Below are 21,750 nucleotides of genomic sequence, written 5' to 3' on the forward strand. Positions count from 1 at the left end.
GTGCCCGTAGAACTGCGCGCCCGGTAGGCGGTGAGAGCTTCGTGTCAAAGCGGCTGCTGGCGGTCTGCGAGGTCTAGCAGGCTGAGGATGTCGTCTGCGTGGAGTTTAGATTCAACGTGTGATCGACCGCCGATTATCGGGCACGCTGGACTTCAGTTCATCTGTGGTCGAGCGGCCCAGGCGTTGACATTGCATTGCTGCTCGGTGTGGTCGCCCGCAGCCCGAGCGAGTGTCTCGCTCCGGCTGCGATCGCTGTGATGCCGGTCCATGACTGGACATCGCACTGGCCTCTGCTGTCGTCGCTGACGGCGACGACGGTGCCGTCTTCGTGTAAGCCGACGGTGTGTAGGTAGCCGGCAAAGACCCCGGACACGTGTGTCCACCGGGCGACGTCGGTCTGCCCTCGCTGATTGTTGCCAGTTGCGAGGGCTGTGCCGTCGCGTCGAACTGCGATTGTGTGCCAGTCGCCGCATCCGATCTCAGTTGACCATGATCTCGCTGTAGATTGTCCTACGTGGGGGGCATGTGGTGGAGTAAAGATTTTCGACCTGACATCTGGCCGCAAGACAGGAAGGAGCCCGGGACCGGGAGTACGATGCCTAATGATCCTCTCAACCTCGACAAGGCCGGCGAGTGGGCTGGCGTGTGGTGGCTGCCGGAAGCCCCTAGCGAGAAGGTCCCGGGTGTCCTACGGTACGACCCGGAAGATGGTCTCTCTCTGTCGCTGATCGGCACCTTCGAGGATCGGATCTTGACGACGGACTCGTCTGGATGGACTGCTGTTCACGAAGGAACCCGCACCTGGGAAGTCATGCACGGTGTGGCCGAGCTCAGGGAGATCACACTGCTTGGCTGTGTTCCTAGGAGCACCAGAAGGACCATGGGTGCGCGAGTGGCGAGCCCTGATAAGCAGACCGTGACCGCGACGGTCGCCATCATCGGCGCGCATGTCAGCGGTGACGCGGATCCGGCGTTCGCTAGGGCAGAAGTCTCAGTCGAGGATCTGAGTCTCTGGGCGGCGTCTTCTGTGTTCGAAGGATCCCTCGGGGCTCCCGACGGCAAGATCGATGGGACCGGGCGTATCTCGGTGAAGCCGGTCGAGGCGCAATCGGTCGTGGTCGACGACACTGAGTATCGCCTTCAGCACACGCACACGCTTCCATTCTTCGACCAGCGCAAGGGAGGAAGCGTCGGACGTATGCGGGACACGGTGTCCATCTGCGTCGTGCCAGCCGAACCATTCTCTCTGAGTGTTGCTCTGCAGGAGGCGAGCCTGGTGCAGGACCTGATCTCCCTGGCGACGCATCGCGCGGCCGGAGTGATCTGGCTCCGACTGGAAGTTGCCGGGACCGAGTCGCACTTCCCTGATGGCCGCCCGCTGCCGCGCCGACGTGCCGATGTGCTCTACTCACCGGCCGCGCTTGGAAAACACGACGCGAAAGTCGTCGATCACCACCGAATGTTCTTCACCTGCGGCTCGATCCCATTTGAGGAGGTCATGCCCCGATGGTGCGAGGCCCATGGCCGCCTGGAGGCAGCGACAAACATGATCTTGGGCTTGCGCTACGCACCGGCCCGTTTTGTTGAGAACAATCTTCTGACGGCAGTCGATGCTGCCGAGGTGTTGCACCGCAACCTCCGCATCGACGAGAAACCGTTCCCCAACGCGGAGTTCAGGGCGATGCGAGAGGCGATGCTGGCGCAGGTTCCCGATGAGCACCGAAACAGGTTCAAGGGGGCGATCCGCAACGACCCGACCCTCCGTGATCGGCTCCATGCCCTCGCCGCGCGACCCGATCAGGAAGCGATCGCACAGCTCTTACCGGATGTCGACCATTGGGCGAAGTGGACGACGCGCGCCCGCAATGACCTCGCGCACGAGGGCAGAACGCCCAACCATTCCATCGAGGAGCTGATCGCCGTCGTCGAGGTGACGACCGCGGTCGTAATCCTCAACGTCTTGCACGAGCTCGGGTTGCCGGCGGAGCGGCAGCGAGAGATCGTGCGGGAGCACCCGCAACTGAGGGCTACGTTCCGTACCGCTGCCGAATGGCTGGTTCCCTCACCAAACCCTTAGGTGCACTGCGATAGCCGCTACTTCGGAACCTCCGTGACGCTGCTGCCCGGTCGTTTAGTGCGAGACGCGTGTAAGCCTGCTCTATCGCTCGTTCGTTGAGTGCGTCATGGCGGGCGGGCGAGACGACCGGCTGTAAGTGGTGGCAGCGCGTCAGTGCCGCCTGGTGCGGCGGTGAGACGGGAGAATGTCGTCGGCCCTTAAGAACGCGGTGGAGTTCCGCTTCAATGTCAAAGCTCCATGTCGACGTGCTGCCGGGCCCGTTTCCCCCGGAAGCATGTCTGAGACCGTCATGACGCCTGAGACGCTTGCCCTACGCGGGATTCTCGTTGCGCGTCTTGACTAGTTCCAGGTGCTCATCGATCGGTACGGCGCGACCAACCCGAAGTTGTTCGGGTCCGTCGCGCGCGGCACCGCGTCTGCAGGATCGGACATCGACATCCTCGTCGGGATGGACCCTGCGGAGGGACGTCTCCTGATGCGTGCGTCTGGTCTGCTCGAGGAGAGTCGCGCTCTGTTCGGGCGCGATGGCATCGACGTGTTTCCTGCCCAGTTGCTCAGGCACCCGGTATCCGCTTCGACGCTCGCCGAGGCGGTGCCGCTGTGAGTCGCAGTCCGGCGAAGCCGTGAACCATCTTCCCGATGAGATCACCGGCGCGCACCCTGAGATCGTCTGGCCTCAGATTCGGGATTTCCGCAACATCCTGGTGCACCAGTATTTCGGCGTCGACATCGACGTGGTCCGCGATATCGTCGATACTCATCTGCCTCCTCTTGCCTAGGCGCTGCGGTGCCACATCTCTGCTAACTGACGGCGCGGCTCCAAAGGTTATTCGGCTACGGAACGTGGTCGAGTTTAAGTTCAATGTTAGCTAAGGGCCTTATTAAAAGCGTTTGGCAACACGCGCTCCTATTTACCTTCGTATCTCGCGAGACGCTGACGTGGATGGCCTCACCATCGACCGGCAGCGTCAGGACTGTGAAGCCATTGCAAAGCAGCGTGGCTTGGACGTTGGACATAGGACATAACTACGTCGATCAGTCCATTTCCGCGTCAAAGAAGAATGTGGCTCGCCCCGACTACGACGCCATGGTGGCATCCTTTGAACGCGGCGAAATCGACGCGATCATCTGCTGGGACCTCGAACTACCCGCCCCACGTCGGTGGGTAGTCCGATCAGTCGGACAAAACTACTCCCGCACCACAGCGTAATAAGGGGTGCACCTTAAAAACATCCGGAGGTGGGGGTAACTCCCCCTCGTTGCCCAGAGACAAAATACGCCAGTGGCGTCTGTACGACGAGCCGAAGGTAGGACAAATTCCAATCCAGAGAGGTCTTGCACTGTTGCGGTGCGGTTGTCTTCTTTCTCACCGTATTGGACCCTGCGAAATTAATTGGATACGATAGGCCCATGTTGATTTCAGGTTCCGTTTTCATGCGGCCGCTCACCAGCCGCTAAGGCGGTTTTCTCCCTCCCGCAGGTTAGAAACCGCTCCGGTCCTTTAGCCGGGCGGCTATTTGTCATGCCCGGCTCCGTTTCAACTCCAAGGAGCACACCTGATGTCTGCATACGGATACGGCCGTCACGAGCATGGCCAAAATTTTCTCACAGACCACAAGATCATCAACTCCATCGTCGATCTTGTGAAACAAACCTCCGGCCCCATCATTGAGATCGGGCCAGGAAGCGGTGCCCTCACTCACCCGATGGCCCACTTGGGGAGGGCGATAACGGCAGTTGAGGTAGACGCAAAACTAGCTGCCAAACTCACAAAAAAGACCGCCTCGGCGGCGGTCGAAGTGGTCCATGATGATTTCCTTAACTTCCGGTTACCCGCCACTCCCTGCGTCATTGTGGGAAACATTCCCTTTCACCTCACCACTGCCATTCTTCGAAAGTTGTTGCATGCGCCGGCATGGACTGACGCTGTACTCCTCATGCAGTGGGAAGTCGCTCGCCGCCGGGCCGGGGTAGGTGCAAGCACGATGATGACGGCTCAGTGGTCCCCATGGTTCACGTTTCACCTTGGTTCCCGAGTACCAAGGTCTGCTTTCCGGCCACAGCCAAACGTTGACGGGGGGATCTTAGTGATCCGCCGGGTGGGTGACCCGAAGATTCCGATAGAGCAGCGCAAAGCCTTTCAGGCGATGGTGCACACCGTTTTCACTGCCCGGGGACGCGGGATAGGGGAAATTCTCCGAAGGGCAGGGTTGTTTTCATCACGTTCAGAGACACAATCATGGTTGCGCTCGCGAGGAATCGACCCCGCGACCCTACCTCCCAGATTGCACACCAGCGACTGGATCGATCTCTTCCAGGTGACTGGTTCCTCTCTACCTCACCATCGGCCCATTTCACCATCGGGAAGTAGTCAACGACCTCCTCAACGGAAAAATCGAGGCCGGCGGCGGTAATCCCCCCACCACCAAAACCGAAATCCACCAGTAGTAGTGAACGACCCATGTTCGTCTACCGTGAGCCGCGTTATGGCAGTGACGTGTTCTCGTCGGGCACAGTCATAGTTCCCGGCGTTGCCAGCGACAGGGTTCTACACCCAGCAGCGGGACCGATCAAAATCACCCGCACGGGGAACGACCCTGCTGGTGGTTTCGATTTTGATGAAAGCGAGGAGACATAGCCCCTCGCCAACTCCCCGTAGCTGGCGAACAGTAGCTCCTGGCGCTGGCGCTCGTTGGTGAGTTTGCGTGCCACATCGAAAGCCTTATCGACTTCCCGGTCCAAGTTGTTGTGAGCCTTGAGCAGAATTGGGTCCATCGATAACGGGTTGTAGTGCTCCGCGAGTGACCGCTGGGGGTGCCGCTCGCGTGCCCGCAGCACCAACTGTCCAGCGTCGATGATTCGCTGCTGCGCCTTCTCATCTAGTTCACACAGAGCTGGTCCGCAGTTGTAGCTCCCGATGTACTCCGAAAAACGGAAAAAATAAATAGTGGGGATACATCAACCTTCCACTTTCCATTCTTCCGGCTCAGAGTATTGAGGGGTCTGGGACCGGGTCCGTAAACCCTTTATGTTTTTCGCGCACAGCGGTTTTTAGCGACGCACCCTATAGGTTTTCCGCAGAACTTATATGTGTTTCTGTGCACCCCATATGTTGTCTGTTTTAGCGGTATTTCGTTGTTAATTCCGCACGCGCGCATCAAATGGTTATTTATCGACGACACTCCGTCGAGTTCAAGTTCAACGTGTAACGCGAGGCGTTAATGACGTTTCGCGTTATTGGGGGTAGGTTGAAGAGCGCTGTCTCTAACTCGGGTTTTCGTTCGGCCTCGGTCCATTCCGCTACCTCGTGTGAAGAATCTGCAAGCGGTATCGAACCGTTGAACTATTAGGTTCCCCCACAGTTCCCGTGCCTGCACGCATCGAGAAGGACCAGGTGGTGAACTCGAATGACTCGCCTGGTCCAACGTGTGTGCGCTCGGCGCGTGGTTTAACCCTTATAAGACTTGCCGGTCACAGCCTCAGCGTTTCGCTCGTGCAGCCCGCAGGCCGTTCAAGATCACGATTACTTCGGCGACTTCGTGTACCAACACGACGGCGGCCAGGCCCAGTACACCGCTGATCGCCAGTGGCATCAACACGATGATGATGGCCAGAGACAGCACGATGTTTTGGTTGATGATCCTGCTGCCTCGGCGGGCGTGCTGCAGCGCCTGCGGGATCAGCCGGAGGTCGTGGCCAGTGAAGGCGACGTCAGCGGACTCGATCGCGGCGTCAGAGCCGGTTGCTCCCATCGCAATGCCCACCGTTGCGCCCGCCAGTGCCGGCGCGTCGTTGATGCCGTCGCCGATCATCGCCGTCGGCGTCTTGGAGGAGAGTTCGGCGACGATGCTTGCCTTGTCCTCCGGTCGCAGCTCGGCGCGCACGTCGTCGATTCCGGCGATTTCAGCCAGCGCCCGGGCGGTGCGAGTGTTATCGCCGGTGAGCATGCTCACTTCCACGTCGTTGTCGTGCAGGGACTGCACGGCATCGGGCACCTCGGGCCGCAACTCGTCGCGCACCCCGATCGCCCCGGCGAGAGCGTCATCGACGGTGACTAGGACGCAGGTCTGGCCTTCGGACTCCATGCGCTCAACGTCCGCCTTCAGTGGCCCGGCGTCGATCCATCGGGGGCTGCCGACCAGCACCCGTCGGCCTTCGACGGTGCCGCCGATGCCATGACCGGCTTCCTCGCTGATATCCAAGGCGGTGGGCGCTTCGGGCTCCGCTGCCACGATCGCCGCGGCGAGGGGGTGCGTCGATTGCTGCTCAACCGCCGCCGCGAAGGAAAGCACCTGCGCCCGATCGAATCCGTCTGCCGGGACCACTCCGGTAACCTCGGGCTGGTTGCGGGTAAGGGTTCCGGTCTTGTCTACCGCTAGGTGACGGATGCCGCCGAGTCGCTCGAACGCCGCGCCGGACTTGATGACTACTCCGAACTGGCTGGCCGCGCCGATCGCGGCCACGACCGTCAGCGGCACGGAGATTGCCAGCGCGCACGGCGACGCTGCGACCAGGACCACCAGCGCACGGGTGATCCAAGTCTCGGGGTCGCCCAACAGCGAGCCGATCACGCCGACCAGCACCGCCAGGATCATCACCCCGGGCACTAGGGGTTGGGCAATTCGGTCGGCGATCCGGGCGCGGTCACCCTTCTCCGCCTGCGCCTGCTCGACGAGGTCGACGAGTGTGGTCAGCGAGTTGTCCGTTCCAGCTGCGGTCGTCTCGACCTCCAGCACACCGGCGGAGTTGATCGCTCCCGCGGGTACCTCGTCGCCGGGCGCAACCTCCTCCGGAATGGATTCTCCGGTGATCGCTGAGGTGTCAAGGCTGGAGCGTCCGGACCGAATGATGCCGTCCGTGGCGATCCGCTCCCCGGGGCGTACGACCATTAGCTCGCCAACCTCAAGGTCCTTCGCAGCGACCTCGGCCGTCGTACCGTCGCGCAGCACGGTCGCGGTTTGCGGTACCAGCTTCAACAGTGCCCGCAGTCCGCCTTGGGCCCGGTCCATCGCCTTGTCTTCAAGCGCCTCGGCGATCGAGTACAGGAACGCCAGCGCCGCGGCCTCTCCGACGAAACCAAGGATCACCGCGCCGACCGCGCTGATCGTCATAAGCAAGCCAATGCCGAGCTTGCGCTTCGTGACAAGGTTCCGGATCGCTCCAGGTGCGAACGTGTAAGCGCCCAACAGCAGGCCAAGCCAATACAGTACCGTCGCGGGCGTCTCCAAGTCGGACCAGTCCAGCGCCAGTCCTGTAATGAGGGCTACGCCGGAGAAGATCGGTAGCAGTAGCTCGGGGTCCTTCCACCATGGCCGATCGAGCTCTTCGATCTCCGTGGCGGGTTCGTGTTCGCATCCACATGCTGAACTCATGCGTCCGTTCCTTTCTCGCCGCAGCCGGGCACCGAGCACTCGGTGTCGATGCAGGGGGCATTCTCGTCGACGGCCAGCGTCGCGTTGACCAGCGCTTCGAGCGCCGCCGCGAGGTGCGGATCGGCAATTTCGTAGCGGGTCTTACGGCCCTCCGGCTCAGCGACGACGATGCCACAATCGCGTAGGCAGGACAGGTGGTTCGAGACGTTCGAGCGGGTCAGATCCAAGCTTTGCGAAATCTCGGCCGGGTAGCCCGGACCGTCGAGTAGGGTCATCAGGATTCGGGAACGCGTCGGATCAGCCATGGCCCGGCCGAGCCGGTTCATGACGTCGAGGCGCGAAGCAATAGTCAGCATGTGCTGAACAATACAACGTGTGTTGAACTATTCAAAATGCACTGAACTGACGGTTCCGCGAAGGTCCTGCGACCTGCAGGAATTAGTCGATGGGATAGCAGATGACTGATCCTTTGTGGTTCGGCTGCCACCCAACGCGGGAGCGACGTGATCGGCGGGGTCAGTTCAGCATTCGAATCAACGACCAGTGGCGGATCTGTTTTCGGTGGTCCGCCGCGGGGCCAGAGGAGGTTGAGATCGTTGACTACCACTGACAAGCTCCCTCCGGTTCACCCCGGTGAGATCCTCATGGAGGACTTTCTCAAGGAAATGGGGATCACCCAGCACAAGCTCGCCGTCTCCATCGGCGTTCTGCCCCGCCGGATCAACGAAATTGTTCACGGTAAGCGCGCTGTAACCGCTGACACGGCCCTTCGTCCAGCGAAGTTTTTCGAGATGAGCCCCCAGTTCTGGCTCGGGTTACAGGCTCAATATGACTTGGACGTGGCGGAAGACAAGATCCTCTCGGAAATCGAGCGGATTCAACCGGTCCAAGCTGTCTCAGCGTAGCGGTTACCCGAACCAGGTCCGTCTGCGTGAGGATATGCACGCGGATGGTTCGAACTAGAGAATTTGGGGCCGCCGTCGCGTGGACTTGAGTTCCGAGCGCCGCTTTTTCGCTTCGAGACGGCGTCGCACCGAGCTCTGCGTCGGCTTGGTCCTGCGCCGCGGGGGAGGAGGCGGAGCGAGCGCCTCGCGCAAGAGGGCGGCCATGCGTTCGCGTGCCTCGGCGCGGTTGCGTACCTGCAATCGCTGGGTCGATGCGGTAACGGTAAGGACGGTGCCGTCTAGGCGGTGCTCGAGGTTGTGAAGGACGCGGTGACGCAGGGCGTCGGAAAGCGATGAGCACGTAGCGATATCGACGGAAAGCTGCACTTTGCTGTCCGTAGTATTGACGCCTTGGCCGCCTGGTCCCGACGACTTCGCGAACCGCTCCGTCAGGTCGGCGGCGACGATGACCAGACCCCCGGGGATCCCTGGGCCAGGCGCGATGGTCAGGTCGTTCATACCGCCCAGCGTAGTTAGAGTTGTTTCCGGATCAGACCCGCCGTGCGAGATCAGGGTAGTGTACGACCACTCCGTCACCGTCGACCTCCAACTCGACGTCGACTCCCCGTGTTCCGCTTTTGTATCGGACAGTTTCAGCATCGACGGAGCTGTAGTACTGGTCTGATGCGATCACCTGGAGGGACGGCATATCAATCCAAGCCATGATCAGCTGCGTTTTCGGAACCTGAGTCTCAAGCAGCGTCAAGCGACGAATAGGCATTGTGTTGGTGAGAGGGCACAGGCCGAGATCGCAATCGAGTGCGGCTTTCAGGTCGGCTGACTGGACGATACCGGGGGAGGGCAGATCTTCAGGCTGGGCGCCCTCTTCATTGGTTTCCGCCGACCACACGCCTTGTTCGGACCTAAACAGCTCGAGGCTTCGCCCCCATCCGTCGCCTTCAACGTTCACCGACACACGTTCGGTCACCCAGTTCTCCGCGGCGTGCAGCTCCCACGTGGCCTCGTATCCATCGCCGTATTGCACTCCGGAAGCGGTCAAACCGGCTCCTAAAAAATGAACTGCGGCCTCGTTCCGGATGAGGGGAGTCTCGACATGCTCCCACTTATACGTGCGCTCCATGGTGAGGATTTTACAACGCTCGATGGTGCGAAAAGGCAGGTAGCTTTCGATTTAGACCGCGTACCGAGGAGGAGGCTTACCGGCAGAATGGTGTACTTCGTAAGCCCGCGGCGCAGAAGAATTCCATGAATGAGAGCAGGGCCAGCGTGCCCGTTGCCGTCTGCAAAGGGATGAATCGTTTCAAACTGAGCGTGAGCAATTGCGGCCTGGATGAGAGCACCGTGCGAAGCGCCATCGAGGTAAAGACATAAGTCGTCCACGAGGTCATGGACTAGGCCTGGGGGCGCTGGGATGAACTCGGCCCCAATGGGTGTGTGGTTACTTCCACCAATCCAGTTCTGAATAGTGCGAAGACCAGTGGGGATAGAGCCCTTCTCCCCCATCAACTCTCTTTGGAGCTTTTCAAGAAGGCCGATGGAGATGTTGGTTCGGTGGCAAAGCTCTTCTCAATGGAACACAGAACGGTGAGGTTACGCGCAACCTCTTCCGCGCTTTCCTTAAAGCCGCGGACTTCCTCCTTTTGGGCGAGTTCCGCGAGGACAACCTTGTCGACGTTGGGCGCAATACCTTCAATGCGTGAGGAAGAAATCGCCTCAGAACGCATGAGTAAGCGGGCCACAGACTCCAACTGGCCAGAAGCAGCATGACGGTTGAGATCCAAGATCTCTCGCTCGATACGTGCTGCCCGGCTGGTGAGCTCTGGGGAAAACTCCATGCCTTACTTACAAGATGGTCAGGGACATAGACCTAAAAAGGGCCTCCGGCCTTATCGCGCCGGGGAGTGCCGGAGCCTGATTCGGGGATCCAGCTCTCGGTAACGTAGTGAGGCTTGTAGAGGCTATCCATTCGTCAGACAGCAAATGAGTGGTTGGATAACTCTTATCCAACCACTCATTGCGGTTTATGCGCTAGATAAAGCTTAAACATACGGGGTTTCAGGGCCATAATTTGGCCTCAATGAGAATGTCAATGACACCTCAATGGGAAGATCAATGAGAACTCTTGTCATTGAAGAGGAATGAAGTTAGCATTGAGCCGTCATTGTTAACATTGAGGGCGGGTATTCATCGTGAACAATTGGTCCGAGAATCAGCTGAGAGAGCTATTGGCTGAGCTTGAGTTGCGCGGCGGTGATTCAACAACAGTCGAGGTCAAAACCGCTCAAGGGGGCATTCCGGACTCTCTACCGCAGACATTGTGCGCGTTCGCAAACATGCCGAGTGGCGGCCTTATCATTCTCGGTGTCAATGAGAAGGAAGGATTCATTGTCACTGGCATTGAGAATCCTTCGGAGATGGAGGCTGCTCTGGCCTCGCAGGCGCGTCATGCCATCACCCCTCCAGTCACAGTGCATACCGACAGTGTGGCAATAGATGGCACGCATGTCGTGATTGCGGAGGTTACGGGTCTTCCGATTATTGATAAGCCTGCTATCTACAGGGGAGAAGCGTATCTTCGAATGGCTGATGGGGACTACCGTATGAGTGCCTCGGAGCTGCGCATGATGGACGTGGCAAAGCTGCATGCCGAAGAGGCAGTGTCCTATGACACGACGATTGTGGAAGGCACGAGCCTTGCAGACCTAGATAGCGACGTGGTGCAAGATTTCTTGGTTCAGGCGCGGAAAAAGAATCGGCGACTATCGGGACTTACTCAAGATGAGGACGTCTTACGGGCGCTAGCGGTGACGACCGCGACTGGAGAGCTGACGCTTGCTGGCCTGTATGCGCTGGGTTTCTATCCCCAAGGGCATTTTCCCTCCTTAGCAGTAACGGTGGCGCAAAGGCTACCAAATGGTTCGAAGCACGGGCGAGTGTTGGGGTTGGAGACCTTTGAGGGGCCCGTTCCGGTGCTGTTGAACTCGGTAATGGGATGGGTAAGGCAACGTTTAGCCGCCGTACGGCGATATCGAGAGGACGGATCAATGGTGGAAGTTCCTGAACTTCCCCTTCCGGCCATTCGAGAGGCCGTGGCTAATGCATTGGTGCACCGTGATCTTGGGCCAAATACGTTGGGTGCGGGTAAATCGATTGATGTCCGCCTATTACCGGACAAGATGGTTATCTCCAGTCCAGGAGGCCTACGGGATCTGACGGTTGAACAGCTCAAGTCGAGAGATCTGGCGCGCCAGGAGATTAACCAGCGGCTCTATAGACTGTGCCGATATCTCAAAGCAGACGATGGCTCTTTTGTTATTGAGGGCGAAGGCGGCGGCGTGCAGCTCATGCTGGATGCCGCGCGAGAGCAAGGATTACCGGAGCCTGACCTGATAGATTCTGGCGTGCAATTTACGGTGAAGATGTGGCGGCCGGACACTCGTGGAGAGGCCCGTATCTGGGAGCCACTACGCAAGGAGGAATCAGGCACCGGCCCGGAACGACGAGTGGACGCACCAGCGAACGTGGATGGCCTAGGAGTCAACGCCCCGCGCGTAGCGGAGGCGCTGAGTGCGGCGGCACAACCCCTGTCCATTGGTGAAATAGAAACAGCCACAAACCTCACTCGAGCGCAGGTCCGATATGCGCTGAAGTCACTGGTGAAGGCACGATTCGTGCGTATGGATGGTACGCGCGGCTCACAAGCGACAACCTATGAATGGCTAGCTAACCGCGGGATTGCAGGCTCTTAACCAGCTGGTCGTGATGAACGGGAGCGAGGCAGCCGGCGTCGACGACGCGCCGGGCCAGCTCCTTGTCCCCCATCTTGGCGGCGAAGGCCATGCCCATGGTGATGTCATGGTCGGGGCGGCCGATAAGCGAAATTTCATCGCCAGGGTTGATGCGGCCAGGCTCGATGATGCGCAGGTAGGAACCGCAATCACCGCGCTCCGTGAAGGACTTGAGCCAACCGGGCTCGTCCATCCAGCCGGAGAAGGTGGCACAAGGCGTGCGCGGGATAGACACTTCAAGCACGCACTCCCCCACCTGAATCTGCTGGTTGATCAGCATATTCGACCAAGAAATCCCTTCGGTGGTGAGGTTCTCCCCGAAGTAGCCATCACGCAGCACGCGGTTGAGCGTGCCCTCCCAGTAATCGAGCTCCTCACGGGCCACCGCATACACGGCCTTCTCAGCGCCGCCGTGGTGGGCGTGGTCACCGATGGAATCCCCCACCACGCCAGAGCCGTCACCGTAGTTGGGCCCGGGTATTTCCAGATCCAGGAGGGGGCGTGGCTGCTTATCGATGCCCGTGTACTCGTGCCGCCCGTGCGGCTCGGGGCGGCGGACAGCGACGTTCGTGGAGATAACCTTCATGCTCACCTATTGTGGCACACCTCACGCGGTTATAGGTCGCGATTGTGGAAGAGCGCCTCTGCGGTCACGAGGTCGTAGAAGAAGAGGCGGGGGGCGAGGGGGAGGACGTCGGCAAGCATGGGCATGTCCTCCTTGAGCAGCGGGCTTTCCATGATGATGTCGTTCGCCGCGGCGCGGGACGCCAGTGCGAAGGCATAGGAGATGTAGGGCATCCACGCAGCGGCATTGAGTTCATCCGCCGTGTTTCCGCTGGCAAAGGCGCCCAACGCGATAAGGGTGTGGCTGACGGACATGTCAACGCCCGCGTTTTGCACCAGCGAGGCCAGTGCCGTGGCGTCCTTGCGCAGGTGCTCGATGGTGCCCAGCGCATCGAGGGCGCCGTTGTTGGCAAAGCACTCGCGCAGCGCGGCGACGCGGCCGGCCTCCCCCATCAGGTCATCGACGGGCGGTGTGGGGCTGTGAATGGTCGCAGCATTGAGTAGCATCGGGCGGGTCAGTCCATCAGCGCCGGACTCGCGCACGGCGGTGAGCTCGGGGTTCTCGCTGGCGGAGGGACCGAGGAGGAGATCCAGGTAGCTATCGACACCGGATTCGGCGGCGGCCTCCAGCGGGGAGTGGAACAAGCGCGTGCGCGCAAGCGAGCGGGCCTGCTGGTTGACGCTGACGCCGGTGCGCGCCAGGGCGTGGACCGCGGCCTCCGGTTGGGCGCGCAGACGATCGATGGTGCTGTCGAACATCGCCTGCAGCTTCGGGTTGGGGCTGCGCTGGGAGAGCACGTGGAGCGCGCGGAAGGTGTCCCAGAGCTGCTCCGGGGTCCAGTCCTTCGAGGCGAGCGCCGCCGGTGAGCCTTCCGGTGTGATCACAATGGAGGCGCTGGAGGGGCGTGCAGGGGCGGCGAGGTTGGAGGAGGCGCGAAGCTCGCGGACATCGACAAGCAGCGAGCCATGCTCAGCAAGCTCCGCGGGCAGTTCAAACCCCTCTTCAGTGGGAGTGAGTTGGGTAGGTGCCACGGTGGGCTCGGCCAATGGCCAGGCCCAGCCCACTAAATCTGCCTGCGGTTCTGCGTTCTGTTCAATGATGATTTCATCGCCATTGAGCAGACCACGGCTGACGAAGGGGGACTTGCGGACGGTGGCTAGTGCTGCATAAATCAGGCTGGTGGATGCGGATGCTTCGTACTCGACGATGCGCCGCTCCAAGCTGCGGGCCTGGTGAGCCTCGCGCTCCTCCGCCGGGAGGGAATCCAGGTAGTCCTCGTAGGACAGCGTGGACCACATGAGGAAAAGCTCGGCCGTTGGCTGTTTGCGCACGGCGTTGGCCAGCGCGGCGTTGGGGACGGCGAGGCTGGTGACCGCCTGCGTCGTCTTTGAGGTGCGCGCCAGTTCCTTGATTTTCTGCCGGCCGTCGATGGTGACGAACTTCGCCAGCGGCAGTGGGCGCGGCGAGTGGACGGTGAACATGTCATCCTGATCGAGCTGGCCGGCGAAAATAACCGGTTTATCGGAGTGCTCAGTGGGTTCCAAGCCGATGCGCTTGACGCGGCTAAACAAGGCCTCGGGCCAAACATCGAATTCCAGCTCATAGCCGGCCTCACTGGCCACCACCTCGCGGCGAGAGACCTCGGTGTCCTCGAGGGTGCGAAGGCCCTTCTCCAACGCGATGGGCTTCTTTGGCGGGGAGGCAAGCGTATAGCTGAAGGCCGAATGCGCGCCCAAGGCATCGATGATGCGGAAATCCATGCCGCGCGGGCCGTCGTTGGTCGCACGCATGTGGAGGCCCTCGGCGAGGGAGATGAAGCGGACGTCGACAAGCTGCTCGTCGTGCCACAGCGACACCTTGTAGCGGCCCACCCACGGGTCTTCGTAGAGGTCACCCGGGAAAGGCTCGGCGATGCCTGCGTCGAAGGTCTGTTCCGAAATCTCCTCCTGCTCGCCCCCGAGGGGCGCGTAGGTGAGATCGATGCGCCACTCCCCTTCCGCAATGAGGTGCACGCGCGGCGACTTGGTGAACACGGGCTCGTTATCGAGGCCCCGGGCGTTGGGCAGGGTGGCGACGTCGAAGTCCCACTCGAAATCGCCGTGCTTGGCGACGTCCACCGGTTCCCTCTGCGGTACCCTCACCTGATCCGGTAGCGGTCCCACTTCCCAGCCGGCCCAGATGCCGAGTGGTTCAGCATCCTCGAGCGTGCCCTGCGGCGCGATGAGGGTGGTGCGGTCATAGACGATGAACGGCGCCTCATCGGTGATGCCAGTGAAGGTGACGGTCTCGATGAGGTCCTCATCGCCATCGCGCAGGGTTACCTCGATGCGGGTAAAAGGCCCAGGGATGCCGACTTCCAGCGGTTCTTCGGTGGCGAATTCGCGCACCGAATGGGGGCGATCGATGAAGTGAGACTTGACCACCCACCGAGGATCAGACAGATCTGCCTCAGGATAGGTAGCCGGCAGCTCCAGCATGAGGATGTTGCTCCCCCGGCGCAGTGAAATCCGGGGACCCTGCTCGGCGATGTCGGTAGTGACCAACGGCGTTGTGGGAAGTGAATAAATCTCCGCGCTCATTTGCTTCATCATAGGACACCGTGGGGCCCTGTTGCCATGTCGCTGGTAGAGGGCTTGATTGTCCTAACGGCAGGACAGGTGTCCTAAGCATAGGACAGATCGCTATAGTGGGGCTATGGACCCATTACAACTCCTCAAGAAAAGCCCGCTGAGCCTTAGCGAAATCTCGCGGCGCTCGGGAGTGTCACGAAATACGCTCAATCTGTGGTTGCGTGGGGCAGCTCAACCGAGTTTGACCGGGTTGGACAAGGTAATGCGCGTGCTTGGGTATGAGGTGTCCGTATCGGTGCATCGCATGAGCGACGCCGCCGCCGCGACAGCCGCCCGAGTTCTCCTGGGGGAGCTCAGCAGCGAAGAACCAGACGTTAAAGCCTGGATTGACCGCTTTGTGCAGTGGGGTGACGCTGCGGCCGTCGGTGGCAGCTACCAGGCTCTCATGGAACGGGCCGCGTGGGCCTCCAACCCATATGGCCGCCACGGGGCTCTCCACTTCTTACCGTCAAATCCCATAACGATTGCTTCAGCGGTTGATGCGAGTGGGCAAACTTGGGCGATGTCGGGTGCTTTTGCAGCGCAACGAGTCGCGGGGCAGATCGCAGGTGAAGAAGAACCTCAATCAACATTGATCTGGTGCACAAATCCAGCAGACATCGTGTCTTCATTGCCCACTCGGATCCGTGCCAGTTCTGAGCCCGTATCCGGAGGAATCACCCTCGTGCCAGTTGCTGGTGAAGAGCTAACGGGCGCAACAAAAGAATCAGGAATACACTACGTATCACCGCATCAGCTTGCCATTGATGTGTGCGCAGAAAACTACATCGGAGGGGCATAGGTGATGAGAAGAGCGACGAGCCGAGTGAGCTGGGAGCACCATGAGCGGCCGCACGTTTCGGAGTTAGGGACTGACCGTGCGTTATTTCGATTAACCAAGCAACTTCCTGACTTGGTGTGGAACGCTGCCGCGCTGGAAGGAAACACGTTTACCCTCCCAGAAGTCCGTACGTTGCTCGATGGCGTCACTGTGGGTGGGAAAGCACTTGCTGAACAGCAACAGATCTTGGACTTGTCGGAGGCTTTCAACTTGCTCCATGAGCTGGTTAGCCAACAAGAATTCGCGGTGGACAAAGGCATCAGTGATGCACTCCATGCCGTGCTTGCAAGGAACGAGGCCCTGGACGCTGGTCTTTTCCGTGGTGAAGGGCACGTGGAGGGAGATGGCGGTGGAGTGCGGCTCATGGATGGCGGGTTCATCCCTTTCGACCCTGCTGATGAATTGGGTGAAGCCCATGCCGATTTGCTGGTGTCCCTCCAAGGGCTTGAAAACCCAGTCGAGCAAGCGTTGGCCTATTTCTGCTCTGCCACGCGTAGCCAGTTTTACTTCGATGGAAACAAGCGAACCGCACGGCTTGTGGCGTCAGGCCTCTTGATGAGCAATGGCTACGCAGCACTTAATACCCCTAATGCGAGAAGGCTGGAATTCAACCTTGCCCTCGATGAACTGTTCCGATCCGATGACGCTACGACCTTGATGGACTTCCTGTATGACTGCCTAGAGGAGTCCTCCCAGTAAGCGCAGTCGGCCCTCCGCTTCCGAAGCGGAGGGCCGACGTGGGGGGCTGAATGCTCAGCGCATCCTTTAGTGCATAGTGCTGTAGTGCTTAGCGGAACATCTTCTGCAGAGCGGAGAAGTCAGCCTTGACCACGCCGACAGACTGCAGGAATGCGGCGATGGCGCCGAGCAGGGCAGCCACAACGCCTGCGCCCAAGAAGCCGGCGCCGACGGGGTGGCGTGGCTAAAAGGAACAGAGTTGACGACACCAGCGGACTTGTTGTGGTCAATTGCCTGCTCGGAGAATTCTTCAGGGAGTGGCCGTATGGGGACTTGCCCAGAACACTGTTGACGTCGGCAAGCACTGCGTGGACACCATAAAACGACAAACGGTGAACCCCAGGAGGTGGGATTCACCGTGGTGAGTGAATGGGCAGATTATGCCATCTGCAGCGTGGTCACGCAGGTGCCGCCTTCGTCAGAGGTATCCAGGGGAACCTCGCCGGTCTTGCCGTCCTGCTCGATGGTGATGGTGCCCTTCTTGTCGGCCGGCAGCCAGTAGCCAATGAAGCCGTTGTCGAACGTCGTGGTGTCTTCGTTGACTAGCTCATTTCCTTCGTCATCCGTGATGGTGACGTGGATGTCTTCCTGGCTGAGCTCACCGGTGCAGGTGGTCAGGGAGTGGTTGAAGCAGTCATGGGTCTGGGTCATGTACGGCGCGATGGAGACGTAGAACTTGTCCTCCGGCAGCGGCAGGGAGGCCTGACCCTGTTCAGTAGCGAGGATGAGCTCGTTCGGGCGCACGGATGCGAGGAGATCGCTATTGCGCTCGTCCTTGGACTGGCGGTCCAGCTTGTCGACGATCCCCGGGCCATCCAACCCTTCGAGATCGAACTCGGCGAGGATCTCCTCGGCAGGCACCTGTTGGATGTCGGTGCTGGAAGCGGCGCTTTTCGAGGCTTCACTCGGTACGGGGCTGTCAGTAGAGCAAGAGGACAGGGTGATGGCTGCGGCGCAGGCGGCAGCAAGAGAAATGAGGCGTTTCATAAGTCTTCCGAATGGGTCCGATTGTGTTGACCCAAGCCTATACCCCACCGGGGTATCTATCAATGGAATGAGAGAAGGATCATCTTTTCGCGCTACGCGGGCTGAGCCTTCCCATATAGCTGTCTCAATGGCTGCAACAGCTACCCTGAAGTACATGATTACCGGCGCCCTCAAAAATAACGTCGACCGCATCTGGGACACCTTCTGGTCCGGCGGCATTTCCAACCCTGTATCCGTCATCGAGCAGTTCACCTACCTGCTCTTCATCAAGGATTTGGACGAGCGCCAGGTTCAGATTGATAAGCGCCGGGCGTTAGGAGATCCCACCGCGACGGAAGACATCTTTGATGCCAGCCAACAGGACCTGCGGTGGCGCAACCTCATCGAGGACCGTGACATCGCCCGCCGGAAGGCAACCATCATCACCAAGGTCTTCCCCTTCCTCAAGGAGATGGGCGGCACCGGCTTCCAGGGACACATGGCTAACGCCTCCTTCGAGATTGAATCTGAGGCCACGCTCTCGCGTGTCATGGAGCTCATTGACCACTTGCACTTTCCAAACAAGGACATGAAGGGCGACTTGTACGAGTACATGCTGGACAAGCTGTCTACCTCGGGCACGAATGGTCAGTTCCGTACACCCAGCCACATCATCGAACTCCTTGTAGCGCTCATGGAGCCGACGCCAACGCAGCGGATCATCGACCCGGCTTGTGGCACCGCGGGCTTCCTGGTGGCCGCCAATGATTGGGTTGTTCAGCATCACCGTGAGGACCTCTACAACAAGGACACGCGCACTAAGTTCACCGAAGAGGGCCTGACTGGCTTCGACTTTGACAAAACCATGGTCCGCATTGCCGCGATGAACATGTTTATGCACGGTTTTGAAGAGCCCAACATCTCGCACCACGATTCCTTGCAGAAGCTACCCACAACGTTTGATGAGGCTTTCGACCTCGTGTTGGCCAACCCGCCTTTCGCAGGCAGCCTGGATAAGGACTCCATTGATCCCAAGCTCAAGTCCGTGACCACGGCCAAGAAGACGGAGATCCTCTTTGTTCACCGCTTCCTGCAGTTGCTCAAGCCGGGCGGCCGCGCCGCAGTGATTGTCCCTGAAGGCGTCCTCTTCGGCTCCACGAAGGCGCACAAGGCCCTTCGTAAAACTTTGGTTGAGGATCAGCGCTTGGATGCTGTCATCAAACTTCCCTCCGGCGTGTTCAAGCCCTACTCGGGCGTGTCCACCGCCGTGCTGTGCTTTACCCGCACCGATTCCGGTGGTGCCGACGAGGTGTGGTTCTATGACGTCACCGCGGATGGCTACTCCCTGGATGACAAGCGCACCCCGCTTCTCGAGCGCCCCTTGCTCGGCCCCTCCCCTACCTCCCACATCCAGGACTTAAGCGATCCTGCGCGTGCCGACGACCCCACGCCCGTCACCCTCACCGACGAGCAGCTGAAGCTCAACAACCTTCCGGACGTGGTTGCCCGCTGGCATTCCCGTACCACCGATGAGCGTGAGCGCGCCCGCACCGACTACTCCTTCACCGTGCCCAAGGAGGAGATTGCCCAAGCCGACTATGACCTCTCCATGAACCGCTACAAGGAAATCGTCCTCGAAGCACAAGAAACCCGCGACCCCATGGACATCATCGCCGAAATCGAAGAACTCGACCGCGACATCACCCAAGGCCTTGCCAACCTGAAGGCTATGCTCAGCGAGGGGAAATAACATGGCGCGCACTGCAAAGCATGATTGGCCGATGGTGCGGTTGGGGGATGTGGCGGACTTTGTGAATGGATACGCCTTCAAACCTGCTGATTGGGGAGAAGAAGGGCGACCTATCATCAGGATTCAGAACTTAACTTCAACTAACAAAGCGTTCAATTATACGAGCCGACGAGTACCGGAAAAGTACTCAGTTTCCAAAGGCGACATCCTAGTTTCATGGTCGGCGACCTTAGGGGTCTTTGAGTGGGATGGCCCGAATGCTCTTCTGAACCAGCACATTTTTAAGGTGGTACCGACCAACAAAGTTGAACCGAGTTATTTGAAGCATATTATCCCAGCCGCTCTTGGGGAAATGAAAAAGCATCTCCATGGAGCAACGATGAAGCATGTTAACCGTAAGGAGTTTTTGGGAACGAAAATCCCCCTCCCTCCCCTCGACGAGCAGCGCCGCATCGCGGCGGTTTTGGACGAGGTTGGCCGGCTATCCTCAATACAGATAAAGAAAGTCGAAGGCCTTGAAGCTCTAAAGCGGGTTGTCGTTGAAGAGTTTCTAAAGGCAAGGGGGGATCAAGAAGTTGAGCTTGGTACCATCTCCGAAATTCAATCTGGAATTACAAAGGGTAGAAAGGTCTCGAAAAAGAGTACAACCTCGATAGTGCCGTATCTTTCGGTTTCCAATGTTAAGGATGGATTCCTTCAACTGCATCCGATTAAGGAAATCAACGCGACAAATGACGAAATATCGCGATATCAGTTGCAGCGGGGCGACATCGTTCTAACAGAAGGCGGGGATCCCGACAAGCTGGGGAGAGGAACAGTGTGGAATAACGAGATCCCGGTTTGCATCCATCAAAACCACATTTTTCGCGTCCGCATTCTGCAAGACTCGACTGTAATGACGCCTGAAGTGCTGGCTGCGATACTTAGTAGTTCGAGGCCTAAGAAGCATTTCTTGAGGTCAGCGAAACAAACAACTGGAATTGCTTCGATAAATAAGTCGCAGCTTTCTCGAACACCGATCCCAAATTTGACGCGAGATGACGTAAGAGCCTTATCGCTTCAAATTGAGTTATTGAAGTTAGAACAAGAAAGAGCTGAAACTCAGCGTTCCTCTTTTGAGGAGCTTCGACAGTCCCTATCCACTCGCGCATTTCAAGGAGAGCTCTAGTGGCTATCGAAAGATGGGAAGCTTACATGATTTCGGTGTTGGAGGCTCTTAACGCAAATGGTGCTGAGCTCCGGCGTAGGGAGCTCATCGAGATAACTGCGTCCTATGCGGGCATTACTGATGAAGAGAGGCTTGAGACCATTGCGTCGGGGCAGTCGCGCTTTGAAAACCGTGTTGGGTGGGCGTTGACATTCCTTAAGAAGGCGAATGCCATTACTTCACCGGCGAGGGCGCGTTTTCAAATTACAGATTTTGGCCGTGACCTGTTGGCGCGCTACCCCGAAGGAATGACAGAGAAGCAGCTGTTGGGAGAGATTGCGGGCACGGAAGCGGCACTTACGTGGCGGGGCAGGAATCCTGGGCGTAAGGCTGGGGACGAGGTAAGCGCTGATAAGCAAAGCGTCCTTCCAGAGGCCGAGAGCGAGCTCGATCCGGTAGAGCAGGTGGAAACCGGTGTGTCTCGCAACAACGAATTCGTGGCTGGTGAGCTGCTGACTCGGTTGCACGACAATGACCCGGCGTTTTTTGAACAGGCAGTGCTGGACTTGCTCATGGCCATGGGATATGGCGGTACGCAGGGCAAGGCTACACGCACGCAGTTATCCAATGATGGTGGAATTGACGGAATTATTGACCAGGATGCGCTGGGGCTGTCCCGTATTTACGTGCAGGCTAAGAGGTATGCGTTGGATAAGAGCATCGGCCGACCGGCTATTCAGGGATTCGTGGGCGCGCTGCAGGGTGCGCAGGCGGATCGAGGGGTGTTCCTGACTACAGCGACTTTTTCAGATAAGGCGCAGGAGTATGCGGATGCGGTGTCGTCACGCGTCGTCTTAATCGACGGGGAAAGGTTGGCGGAACTGATGATCCGCTACGGCGTGGGCGTGCAGGTCAAGAGGACCGTGGCCCTGGTCGAGGTGGATGAGGATTACTTCGAGTAGGTAGGGGCGGATTCTTGCGTTTGCGGGAGC

23 protein-coding genes and 1 pseudogene are annotated in these 21,750 nt (G+C 59.2%); 13 read left to right on the forward strand and 11 right to left on the reverse strand.

The genetic code is table 11. The features are described from left to right. Window positions 1-157: 157 nt before the first annotated feature. Window positions 158-565, reverse strand: a complete 408-nt coding sequence (locus tag HMPREF2760_RS13190; RefSeq protein ID WP_232745421.1) for an RCC1 domain-containing protein — start codon at window positions 563-565, stop codon at window positions 158-160. A gap of 30 nt (window positions 566-595) precedes the next feature. Between HMPREF2760_RS13190 and HMPREF2760_RS01575 the strand changes: the two genes are divergently transcribed. The 5 genes from HMPREF2760_RS01575 to erm all read left to right on the forward strand — a co-directional run bounded on the left by HMPREF2760_RS01575 (window position 596) and on the right by erm (window position 4,491). Further along, a complete protein-coding gene (locus HMPREF2760_RS01575; protein WP_070512995.1) occupies window positions 596-2,077 on the forward strand; it encodes an ApeA N-terminal domain 1-containing protein in 1,482 nt (493 codons plus the stop codon). A 349-nt stretch (window positions 2,078-2,426) separates the two neighbouring features. Continuing rightward, window positions 2,427-2,681: a nucleotidyltransferase family protein gene (locus HMPREF2760_RS13005; protein ID WP_232745419.1), complete on the forward strand. Its 255-nt coding sequence runs from the start codon at window positions 2,427-2,429 to the stop codon at window positions 2,679-2,681. Then, window positions 2,602-2,856 (forward strand): HepT-like ribonuclease domain-containing protein, encoded by a 255-nt coding sequence (locus HMPREF2760_RS13145; RefSeq protein WP_081636726.1) that lies wholly within the window; start codon window positions 2,602-2,604, stop codon window positions 2,854-2,856. Before HMPREF2760_RS13005 ends, HMPREF2760_RS13145 begins: the two co-directional genes overlap by 80 nt. A gap of 197 nt (window positions 2,857-3,053) precedes the next feature. Further along, a complete protein-coding gene (locus HMPREF2760_RS01590; protein ID WP_224784272.1) occupies window positions 3,054-3,287 on the forward strand; it encodes a recombinase family protein in 234 nt (77 codons plus the stop codon). A gap of 349 nt (window positions 3,288-3,636) precedes the next feature. After that, entirely contained in the window at window positions 3,637-4,491 is an 855-nt protein-coding gene (erm, locus tag HMPREF2760_RS01595) for a 23S ribosomal RNA methyltransferase Erm (protein WP_070517629.1), read from the forward strand. Between the two features lie 70 nt (window positions 4,492-4,561). On the opposite strand, the gene HMPREF2760_RS13195 is transcribed toward erm, so the two are convergent. The 3 genes from HMPREF2760_RS13195 to HMPREF2760_RS01610 all read right to left on the reverse strand — a co-directional run bounded on the left by HMPREF2760_RS13195 (window position 4,562) and on the right by HMPREF2760_RS01610 (window position 7,805). Beyond that, complete coding sequence (locus tag HMPREF2760_RS13195; protein ID WP_016423158.1) at window positions 4,562-4,915, reverse strand: type IIL restriction-modification enzyme MmeI; 354 nt, start codon at window positions 4,913-4,915, stop codon at window positions 4,562-4,564. Window positions 4,916-5,556: 641 nt separating this feature from the next. After that, window positions 5,557-7,449, reverse strand: a complete 1,893-nt coding sequence (locus HMPREF2760_RS01605; RefSeq protein ID WP_016423157.1) for a heavy metal translocating P-type ATPase — start codon at window positions 7,447-7,449, stop codon at window positions 5,557-5,559. Further along, a complete protein-coding gene (locus HMPREF2760_RS01610; RefSeq protein ID WP_005530797.1) occupies window positions 7,446-7,805 on the reverse strand; it encodes a Cd(II)/Pb(II)-sensing metalloregulatory transcriptional regulator CmtR in 360 nt (119 codons plus the stop codon). The genes HMPREF2760_RS01605 and HMPREF2760_RS01610 overlap by 4 nt, the downstream gene beginning before the upstream one ends. 149 nt (window positions 7,806-7,954) lie before the next feature. On the opposite strand from HMPREF2760_RS01610, the pseudogene HMPREF2760_RS12455 reads away from it, so the two are divergent. Together HMPREF2760_RS12455 and HMPREF2760_RS01615 are read left to right on the forward strand one after the other, a co-directional pair. Continuing rightward, a pseudogene (locus HMPREF2760_RS12455) lies at window positions 7,955-8,059 on the forward strand (type II toxin-antitoxin system RelE/ParE family toxin); the annotation flags it as partial. After that, complete coding sequence (locus HMPREF2760_RS01615) at window positions 8,046-8,354, forward strand: HigA family addiction module antitoxin (RefSeq protein WP_083304461.1); 309 nt, start codon at window positions 8,046-8,048, stop codon at window positions 8,352-8,354. The pseudogene HMPREF2760_RS12455 and the gene HMPREF2760_RS01615, both read left to right, overlap by 14 nt. Window positions 8,355-8,408: 54 nt before the next feature. Here the strand turns inward: HMPREF2760_RS01615 and arfB are convergent, their stop codons facing one another. Genes arfB through HMPREF2760_RS13020 form a run of 4 tightly spaced genes read right to left on the reverse strand, consistent with a single transcriptional unit; the run spans window position 8,409 to window position 10,189 of the window. Beyond that, complete coding sequence (gene arfB / locus HMPREF2760_RS01620; protein ID WP_070596463.1) at window positions 8,409-8,852, reverse strand: alternative ribosome rescue aminoacyl-tRNA hydrolase ArfB; 444 nt, start codon at window positions 8,850-8,852, stop codon at window positions 8,409-8,411. Between the two features lie 31 nt (window positions 8,853-8,883). Next, complete coding sequence (locus HMPREF2760_RS01625) at window positions 8,884-9,474, reverse strand: putative glycolipid-binding domain-containing protein (protein ID WP_210384563.1); 591 nt, start codon at window positions 9,472-9,474, stop codon at window positions 8,884-8,886. Next, window positions 9,402-9,857, reverse strand: coding sequence for a Fic family protein (locus HMPREF2760_RS13015; protein ID WP_083304462.1), 456 nt, complete (start codon window positions 9,855-9,857; stop codon window positions 9,402-9,404). Before HMPREF2760_RS13015 ends, HMPREF2760_RS01625 begins: the two co-directional genes overlap by 73 nt. Beyond that, window positions 9,857-10,189 (reverse strand): Fic/DOC family N-terminal domain-containing protein, encoded by a 333-nt coding sequence (locus HMPREF2760_RS13020; protein WP_005530810.1) that lies wholly within the window; start codon window positions 10,187-10,189, stop codon window positions 9,857-9,859. The genes HMPREF2760_RS13015 and HMPREF2760_RS13020 overlap by 1 nt, the downstream gene beginning before the upstream one ends. Window positions 10,190-10,543: 354 nt before the next feature. Between HMPREF2760_RS13020 and HMPREF2760_RS01635 the strand changes: the two genes are divergently transcribed. After that, the gene (locus HMPREF2760_RS01635) at window positions 10,544-12,103 is read left to right on the forward strand and encodes an ATP-binding protein (RefSeq protein ID WP_070596464.1); all 1,560 of its coding nucleotides are present in this window, start codon (window positions 10,544-10,546) and stop codon (window positions 12,101-12,103) included. On the opposite strand, the gene HMPREF2760_RS01640 is transcribed toward HMPREF2760_RS01635, so the two are convergent. Then, complete coding sequence (locus HMPREF2760_RS01640) at window positions 12,078-12,728, reverse strand: MOSC domain-containing protein (protein WP_070596465.1); 651 nt, start codon at window positions 12,726-12,728, stop codon at window positions 12,078-12,080. The two genes, HMPREF2760_RS01635 and HMPREF2760_RS01640, sit on opposite strands and share 26 nt — an antisense overlap. A gap of 29 nt (window positions 12,729-12,757) precedes the next feature. Continuing rightward, the gene (locus HMPREF2760_RS01645) at window positions 12,758-15,286 is read right to left on the reverse strand and encodes a hypothetical protein (RefSeq protein ID WP_070596466.1); all 2,529 of its coding nucleotides are present in this window, start codon (window positions 15,284-15,286) and stop codon (window positions 12,758-12,760) included. Window positions 15,287-15,401: 115 nt separating this feature from the next. On the opposite strand from HMPREF2760_RS01645, the gene HMPREF2760_RS01650 reads away from it, so the two are divergent. Together HMPREF2760_RS01650 and HMPREF2760_RS01655 are read left to right on the forward strand one after the other, a co-directional pair. Then, window positions 15,402-16,118 (forward strand): helix-turn-helix domain-containing protein, encoded by a 717-nt coding sequence (locus HMPREF2760_RS01650; RefSeq protein ID WP_144676140.1) that lies wholly within the window; start codon window positions 15,402-15,404, stop codon window positions 16,116-16,118. A 114-nt stretch (window positions 16,119-16,232) separates the two neighbouring features. Further along, window positions 16,233-16,856 (forward strand): Fic family protein, encoded by a 624-nt coding sequence (locus HMPREF2760_RS01655; RefSeq protein WP_083299192.1) that lies wholly within the window; start codon window positions 16,233-16,235, stop codon window positions 16,854-16,856. A 417-nt stretch (window positions 16,857-17,273) separates the two neighbouring features. Here the strand turns inward: HMPREF2760_RS01655 and HMPREF2760_RS01660 are convergent, their stop codons facing one another. Further along, window positions 17,274-17,882, reverse strand: a complete 609-nt coding sequence (locus tag HMPREF2760_RS01660; protein WP_070596468.1) for a CueP family metal-binding protein — start codon at window positions 17,880-17,882, stop codon at window positions 17,274-17,276. Window positions 17,883-18,009: 127 nt separating this feature from the next. Between HMPREF2760_RS01660 and HMPREF2760_RS01665 the strand changes: the two genes are divergently transcribed. Genes HMPREF2760_RS01665 through HMPREF2760_RS01675 form a run of 3 tightly spaced genes read left to right on the forward strand, consistent with a single transcriptional unit; the run spans window position 18,010 to window position 21,720 of the window. Continuing rightward, window positions 18,010-19,611, forward strand: a complete 1,602-nt coding sequence (locus HMPREF2760_RS01665) for a type I restriction-modification system subunit M (protein WP_246823603.1) — start codon at window positions 18,010-18,012, stop codon at window positions 19,609-19,611. A 1-nt stretch (window position 19,612) separates the two neighbouring features. Continuing rightward, window positions 19,613-20,779 carry a restriction endonuclease subunit S gene (locus HMPREF2760_RS01670; protein ID WP_083304464.1) on the forward strand — a complete coding sequence of 389 codons (1,167 nt, stop codon included), beginning with the start codon at window positions 19,613-19,615 and terminating at the stop codon, window positions 20,777-20,779. Then, window positions 20,779-21,720 carry a restriction endonuclease gene (locus HMPREF2760_RS01675; RefSeq protein ID WP_070596469.1) on the forward strand — a complete coding sequence of 314 codons (942 nt, stop codon included), beginning with the start codon at window positions 20,779-20,781 and terminating at the stop codon, window positions 21,718-21,720. The genes HMPREF2760_RS01670 and HMPREF2760_RS01675 overlap by 1 nt, the downstream gene beginning before the upstream one ends. Window positions 21,721-21,750: the final 30 nt, after the last annotated feature.

This window comes from Corynebacterium sp. HMSC065D07 (assembly GCF_001810695.1).
GTDB lineage: Bacteria > Actinomycetota > Actinomycetes > Mycobacteriales > Mycobacteriaceae > Corynebacterium > Corynebacterium hesseae.

What these genes read in the sequence shown, in the direction of transcription:
- HMPREF2760_RS13020 (WP_005530810.1), bottom strand. Translation starts at nt 10,189, where the DNA reads ATGGAGTTTTCCCCAGAGCTCACCAGCCGGGCAGCACGTATCGAGCGA.
- HMPREF2760_RS01650 (WP_144676140.1), top strand. Translation starts at nt 15,402, where the DNA reads ATGGACCCATTACAACTCCTCAAGAAAAGCCCGCTGAGCCTTAGCGAA.
- HMPREF2760_RS01665 (WP_246823603.1), top strand. Translation starts at nt 18,010, where the DNA reads ATGGCTGCAACAGCTACCCTGAAGTACATGATTACCGGCGCCCTCAAA.
- erm (WP_070517629.1), top strand. Translation starts at nt 3,637, where the DNA reads ATGTCTGCATACGGATACGGCCGTCACGAGCATGGCCAAAATTTTCTC.
- HMPREF2760_RS01575 (WP_070512995.1), top strand. Translation starts at nt 596, where the DNA reads ATGCCTAATGATCCTCTCAACCTCGACAAGGCCGGCGAGTGGGCTGGC.
- HMPREF2760_RS01610 (WP_005530797.1), bottom strand. Translation starts at nt 7,805, where the DNA reads ATGCTGACTATTGCTTCGCGCCTCGACGTCATGAACCGGCTCGGCCGG.
- HMPREF2760_RS01640 (WP_070596465.1), bottom strand. Translation starts at nt 12,728, where the DNA reads ATGAAGGTTATCTCCACGAACGTCGCTGTCCGCCGCCCCGAGCCGCAC.
- HMPREF2760_RS01660 (WP_070596468.1), bottom strand. Translation starts at nt 17,882, where the DNA reads ATGAAACGCCTCATTTCTCTTGCTGCCGCCTGCGCCGCAGCCATCACC.
- HMPREF2760_RS01670 (WP_083304464.1), top strand. Translation starts at nt 19,613, where the DNA reads ATGGCGCGCACTGCAAAGCATGATTGGCCGATGGTGCGGTTGGGGGAT.
- HMPREF2760_RS13145 (WP_081636726.1), top strand. Translation starts at nt 2,602, where the DNA reads ATGGCATCGACGTGTTTCCTGCCCAGTTGCTCAGGCACCCGGTATCCG.
- HMPREF2760_RS01625 (WP_210384563.1), bottom strand. Translation starts at nt 9,474, where the DNA reads ATGGAGCGCACGTATAAGTGGGAGCATGTCGAGACTCCCCTCATCCGG.
- HMPREF2760_RS13015 (WP_083304462.1), bottom strand. Translation starts at nt 9,857, where the DNA reads ATGGGGGAGAAGGGCTCTATCCCCACTGGTCTTCGCACTATTCAGAAC.
- arfB (WP_070596463.1), bottom strand. Translation starts at nt 8,852, where the DNA reads ATGAACGACCTGACCATCGCGCCTGGCCCAGGGATCCCCGGGGGTCTG.
- HMPREF2760_RS01605 (WP_016423157.1), bottom strand. Translation starts at nt 7,449, where the DNA reads ATGAGTTCAGCATGTGGATGCGAACACGAACCCGCCACGGAGATCGAA.
- HMPREF2760_RS01645 (WP_070596466.1), bottom strand. Translation starts at nt 15,286, where the DNA reads ATGAGCGCGGAGATTTATTCACTTCCCACAACGCCGTTGGTCACTACC.